The organism is Limnoglobus sp. (assembly GCF_059499385.1).
On sequence record NZ_JCABYM010000035.1, the window covers coordinates 1 to 5,060 of the forward strand.

The window sequence follows — 5,060 nt, forward strand, 5'->3', positions numbered from 1 at the left end:
CTATGGTGAAATAACCAGGAGTTAACGGCCTCGGGGGACTCGCTCTTGCCCGCGACGATTTGCCCGAACTGCCAGCGCCGCGGCACGGTCGTGGCGTACCTGGCGAAGCTGCCGCTCCGCTGCGTGGCGTGCGGCCACGGCCTGAAGGTGCTGACGGAGGAGCAGGAAGCCCTCGCGCCGCCCGCCGAGGCCGTCGTCGCGACGGCGGCCGAGGTTCCGGCGCTCGCCCCGGCGGCCGCGCCGGAGGTCCACCTCGCGGACCCGTCGGCGAACGGGGAGGCGGCCGCGGACACCGCCCGCGTCGCGGAGCCGACCATCTCGATCGCGTTCGACCCGGAGCTGCCGCCGCTGTTCCCGATCGGGCCGCCGCCGGAGCCGATCACCGCCGAGACGCGGCTGAAGCCGATCGACGACACCATGCCGCGGGCGCAGCTGTCCGACCTGTTAAAGGAGATCGTGTCGCTGCCGCCGACGGCCGCCGTGCCGGCGTCGGCGGCGACGCGGCCGCCCGCCCCGCCCCCGCTCCCCGCGCCGCCCGTGAAGCCGGAGGTCGAGGCGGCGTCGAAGGGCCGCCGGCTGCTCGCCCGGCTGCTGTTGGCCGCGTTCGTCGTCGCGCTGGTGCTGTTCGCCCCGGCGTGGCAGGCGGCCGTCACCCGCCTCGGGCTGCTCCCGCGGGCGTGGCCGACGTTCGCGAAGGCCGCCGTCGGGTTCGTGCCGCTGCTCTTGTTCGCGCTGTTGAACCTGCTGCTGATCGCCCTCCGCGGGCAGGACTTCGGCAAGCTGTTCCTCGGCATCAAGGTCGTCCGCGAGGACGGGTCGAAGGCCGGCGTCGGGACGGCGTTCTTCCGCCGCGAGTTCGTCCTCGGCGTGTTCGCCGCCGCGATCCTCGTCCCCGGCCAACTGCTCGCGACGATGCTGGCGACGCAGCTGGTGTTCCTGCCGTTCGCGGTGGTCGCCGCCTTGATCCTGTTGGTGGACGCGGCGTACATCTTCATGGACGGCGACCAGTGCCTACACGACCGGCTGGCGAAGACGAAGGTGGTGCGGGTGTAGTGTGAGCCGAGGCGTTGCGCGGCCCACCCTACGGCCCGGCCGAAACCCTGTTCACACCTTGTAAACCCCACCCGTCGCTCGAAAAAATCCGCCCACTTTTTTCCGCCCCCCGGCGGCTTTCCCGACACCGGCGTTCGCGCCACCGCCTTACCGTTTCACCCGGCCGACAACCGCCCACCTGCCGGATTCGCCGACTTCCCCCCATTCCGCCCGGTCCTGAGTTTCCAACCGTTTACGCGAACCCCGTTCGTCGCGATTCGCCCATCGAAATCACTGTTCCACCGAACGACCGTCGCCGGTTGTTAGCGATCCGTGACGTTTGACAGCCCCGCCCGAAGACCTAGGCTCGCACACGTTGAGGTCTGCTTTCACTCGCCAAACTCGCCAACCAGAGGTCCGTACATGCCCCGCGACCACGACTCCAAGCTCGTCCTGACCGAACTCTGCGACCGGATCGTCCCGGCCGCGCACGTCAACCTCACGACCGCCGGGGCGTCCGCGGGGGTCGGCGGCGGGATCGTCCGCCAGATCGACGCGATGCCGGCCGAGGACCTGCGGACGTTCCTGCAGCTGCACGACTGCGGCAGCGAGCAGGGGTACAACACCACCGCCCGCCGCACCCAGTTCGACGAGCGGGGCCCGTCCCGCGCCGCCCGCGCGCTGCCGCTGGGCGACGTGCCGGTCGTCGTCGAGGGCGGCGTGGCTTACCGCGAGTTCGTCCTGGAGGTCAGCGAGCGGCGGGGGGCGGCGCGGATTTCCCTGGACGAGGCGCGGGTCTACGTCGGCGAGACGAGCAACCTGACCGGGTACAACCACCGCACGAAGACGCTCGCCGGGATGGGGGCCGTGTACGACCTGGACGGGACCGGGAACACGTCCGTGAAGCTGAACGCGAACCTGAACCGCGGCCGCGGCAAGGGGGACATGGTCCTGCTCGTGCCGGACGCGGCGTTCGCCGGGAAGACGGCCGACGACTTCGTCTACCTGTACTCGAAGTTCGGCTCGACCGGCGGCGGGTTCGAGGAGTGGGCCGTCCGCCGGGAGGCCGCCCCGCCGCCCCCGCCGGTCGAGCCGAGCATCAGCGGCCGCGTCTGGCTGGACATCAACCGCGACGGCGTCCAGGACGCCGGCGAGGGCGGCATCGTCGGCGCGACGATCACCCTCCAGGGGACCGACGACCAGGGGAACGAGGTCTTCCTGACGACGCAGACGGCCGAGGACGGGACGTACACGTTCGCCAACCTGCGGCCCGGCACGTACATGCTCACGCAGGAGCAGCTGCCGGGGCTGGAAGACGGCCCGGACTTCGCCGGCAGCGCCGGCGGGTTCGTGGACAACGACCTGATCGGCGGGATCGTCCTCGGGGCCGGCGTCACGGCCGTCGGGTACGACTTCAGCGAGTACGAACAAATCGGGGGCGGGTCGTAGAGAACCATTCGCCGGTTCGCTCTCCGCCCGGCCCCTGGCCGGGCGGCGTCGTTTCGGTGGGGAAAGAAGGCGTGTAAACTCTTCAAGGATCGGGGCTTGTTCGTCGGGCCTAACTCGAAGTTGAGAACTACCCGTGACAGCATTGAGAGGCTAGCCTCTCAACTTTGGCTCAAACCTTCTCACCATCGCACACGAAACCGTCTCGAATTGGGCATACTGATCGAATATTCGCGCCAAATTGACAGCGGAAAAACAATCCGGGCGGGCTGGCGGCTTTGGCACACCGGCTGCAATTAAAAGTGCATGGCGGGGTGATAACAGTAGCAAGTTGAGTGGGCGACAACTAGCTACGGATCACCCCGCCATTTTCGTTTTCACATCGCATCTCTCGCGACTCACAACCAACCTCTGTAATTCCTGTATCGGCGACTCTCTCTCTCGTAGGGCGGGTCAAGGCTTTGCGCCGACCCGCCGGGGCACACGCGGCGTCGGCGGTTTTGTAGGGCGGGTCAAGGCTTTGCGCCGACCCGCCGTCGCGGTCCCAGCCGGTTCGACGACTCTCGGTCGCGGTTGCTATCCCCCGGCGGGTCGGCGCAAAGCCTTGACCCGCCCTACAAATCCGTCGCGCCCGGCAGCCTCGGCGCAGAGCCTTGACCAGCCCTACCAACAACGACTCACAACCGGGCCTTCTCCAACGGAACCGGCGTCGCTTCAATCAGCTTCTTGATGATGTCGTCGGTCGTGATGCCGTCCGCGTCCGCGTGGAACGTCGTCATGATCCGGTGCCGCAGCACCGGCAGCGCGACCGCCTTGATGTCGTCGGTCGTCACGTGGACGCGGCCGTACAGGATCGCCCGCGTCTTGCCGCCGAGGATCAAGTACTGGCACGCCCGCGGCCCGGCCCCCCAGCTCACCAGCTCCGGGACCCACTTCGGCACGTCCTTCTCCTTCGGCCGCGTGCTGCGGACCAAGTCCGCGACGTAGGCGAAGATGTGGTCCGCCACCACGACCTGCCGGACGACTTGCTGGAACTGCATGATCTGCTTGCCGTCGAGCATCGCCGTCAGCTCCGGCTTCGCCGTGCCGGTCGTCGCCTTCATGATCTGAATCTCTTCCGCCCGCGACGGGTAGTCCACGCGGATGTTGAACATGAACCGGTCCTGCTGCGCCTCCGGCAGCGGGTACGTCCCTTCTTGTTCGATCGGGTTCTGCGTCGCCAGCACGAAGAACGGCTCGGGCAGGCGGTACGTCTGCCCGCCGGCGGTGACGTGATGCTCCTGCATGGCTTCCAGCAGCGCTGCCTGCGTCTTCGGCGGGGTGCGGTTGATCTCGTCCGCGAGGATCATGTTCGCGAACAGCGGCCCCGGCAGGAACACGAACCGCCGCCGCCCGGTCTCCGGGTCGTCCTGGAGGATGTCCGTGCCGGTGATGTCCGCGGGCATCAGGTCCGGGGTGAACTGCACCCGCTTGAACGACAGGTGCAGAATCTTCGCGACGGTCGAGACGAGCAGCGTCTTGGCGAGGCCGGGCACGCCGACGAGCAGGCAGTGGCCGCGGCTGAACATGGCCATGAGCAGCTGCTCGACGACGGTCTTCTGGCCGACGATGACTTTCCCGATCTGGTCCGACATCCGCTCGTAGGTGGCCGCGAGGTCCTTGATGAGCTGGGCCTCGACGGGGGCCGCGGACGGGGAAGACTGAGCCATCGGGAAGCGCCTCGGGTGCCGGGGTCTGGTCCCGCCATTCTATCGGCGTTTCCGGCCGCGGCGGACCCCGACGGCCGCGAGGCCGACGGCGGCGAGGGCGAGCGTCGCGGGTTCCGGCGTCTGCACGGCCGCGGCGGCCGTCACGTCCACCCCGATGTACGCGCTGGCCGGCTCTTCCAACTCGTCCGGCAGCCCGCCGATCCCGCGGACCCGGTACCCGTTCCCGCCGAGGACCAACTCCGTCGTCGCCGGCCCGAGGGTGAGCGAGAACAGTTTCGGCGAGTTCAACTCCGGGCCGGCGATCACCGACGCACTCCCTTCCAGCTCGACCGTGCCCGACTGCCCGGAGGCGCGGTCGGTCAGCGTCAGGCTGACGAGGAACGAGGAATCCGTCGGCCCGGTCGGGGCGATCTCGGCCCGCGGGTAGGCGGGGAACTCGGGGACGGTGAACAGGCGGAAGTCGTTCGTCCCGCCCGTCAGGCTGCGGAAGTCGCCGGTCAGCGTCCGCTCCGGGAAGTCGGCGAGGTACGTGTAGTCGGAGAAGACCGGCTCGGCCGAGCCGTTGCCGGACGGGTCCACGCCGAGGTTGAACGTGCCGAGGTTCAGCACGCCGGTCCCGGTCCTGGTGCGGACGTGGGCCGAGTAGTCCCACTCGATCGGCCCGGCCGACGCGACCGGGGCGGCGACGAGCAAGGCGAAACTTGTAACGAGCGCGACGCGGTTCATTCAAGGCTCCAAGGGGGGTTTGGGCGAAGGGGGAAAAGAGGGCGACCATGTACTCGGTCCGGTCGTTTGTGGCTTTGTTCCCTCCCCCCTTGGGGGGGGAGGGTTAGGGAGGGGGGTAACCTCCCTTCCCCGGACGCGATCCTCACC

4 protein-coding genes are annotated in these 5,060 nt (G+C 68.8%); 2 read left to right on the forward strand and 2 right to left on the reverse strand.

Going from position 1 to position 5,060, the window contains the following annotated elements:
* Positions 1-45 precede the first annotated feature (45 nt).
* Both AC5JJ2_RS05875 and AC5JJ2_RS05880 read left to right on the forward strand, forming a co-directional pair.
* Positions 46-1,053, forward strand: a complete 1,008-nt coding sequence (locus tag AC5JJ2_RS05875; RefSeq protein ID WP_495857034.1) for an RDD family protein — start codon at positions 46-48, stop codon at positions 1,051-1,053.
* Between the two features lie 402 nt (positions 1,054-1,455).
* Positions 1,456-2,481 carry an SdrD B-like domain-containing protein gene (locus AC5JJ2_RS05880; protein WP_495857035.1) on the forward strand — a complete coding sequence of 342 codons (1,026 nt, stop codon included), beginning with the start codon at positions 1,456-1,458 and terminating at the stop codon, positions 2,479-2,481.
* 674 nt (positions 2,482-3,155) lie between these two features.
* On the opposite strand, the gene AC5JJ2_RS05885 is transcribed toward AC5JJ2_RS05880, so the two are convergent.
* Together AC5JJ2_RS05885 and AC5JJ2_RS05890 are read right to left on the reverse strand one after the other, a co-directional pair.
* Positions 3,156-4,187 (reverse strand): AAA family ATPase, encoded by a 1,032-nt coding sequence (locus AC5JJ2_RS05885; protein ID WP_495857036.1) that lies wholly within the window; start codon positions 4,185-4,187, stop codon positions 3,156-3,158.
* 39 nt (positions 4,188-4,226) lie between these two features.
* The gene (locus AC5JJ2_RS05890) at positions 4,227-4,913 is read right to left on the reverse strand and encodes a PEP-CTERM sorting domain-containing protein (RefSeq protein WP_495857037.1); all 687 of its coding nucleotides are present in this window, start codon (positions 4,911-4,913) and stop codon (positions 4,227-4,229) included.
* Positions 4,914-5,060 lie beyond the last annotated feature (147 nt).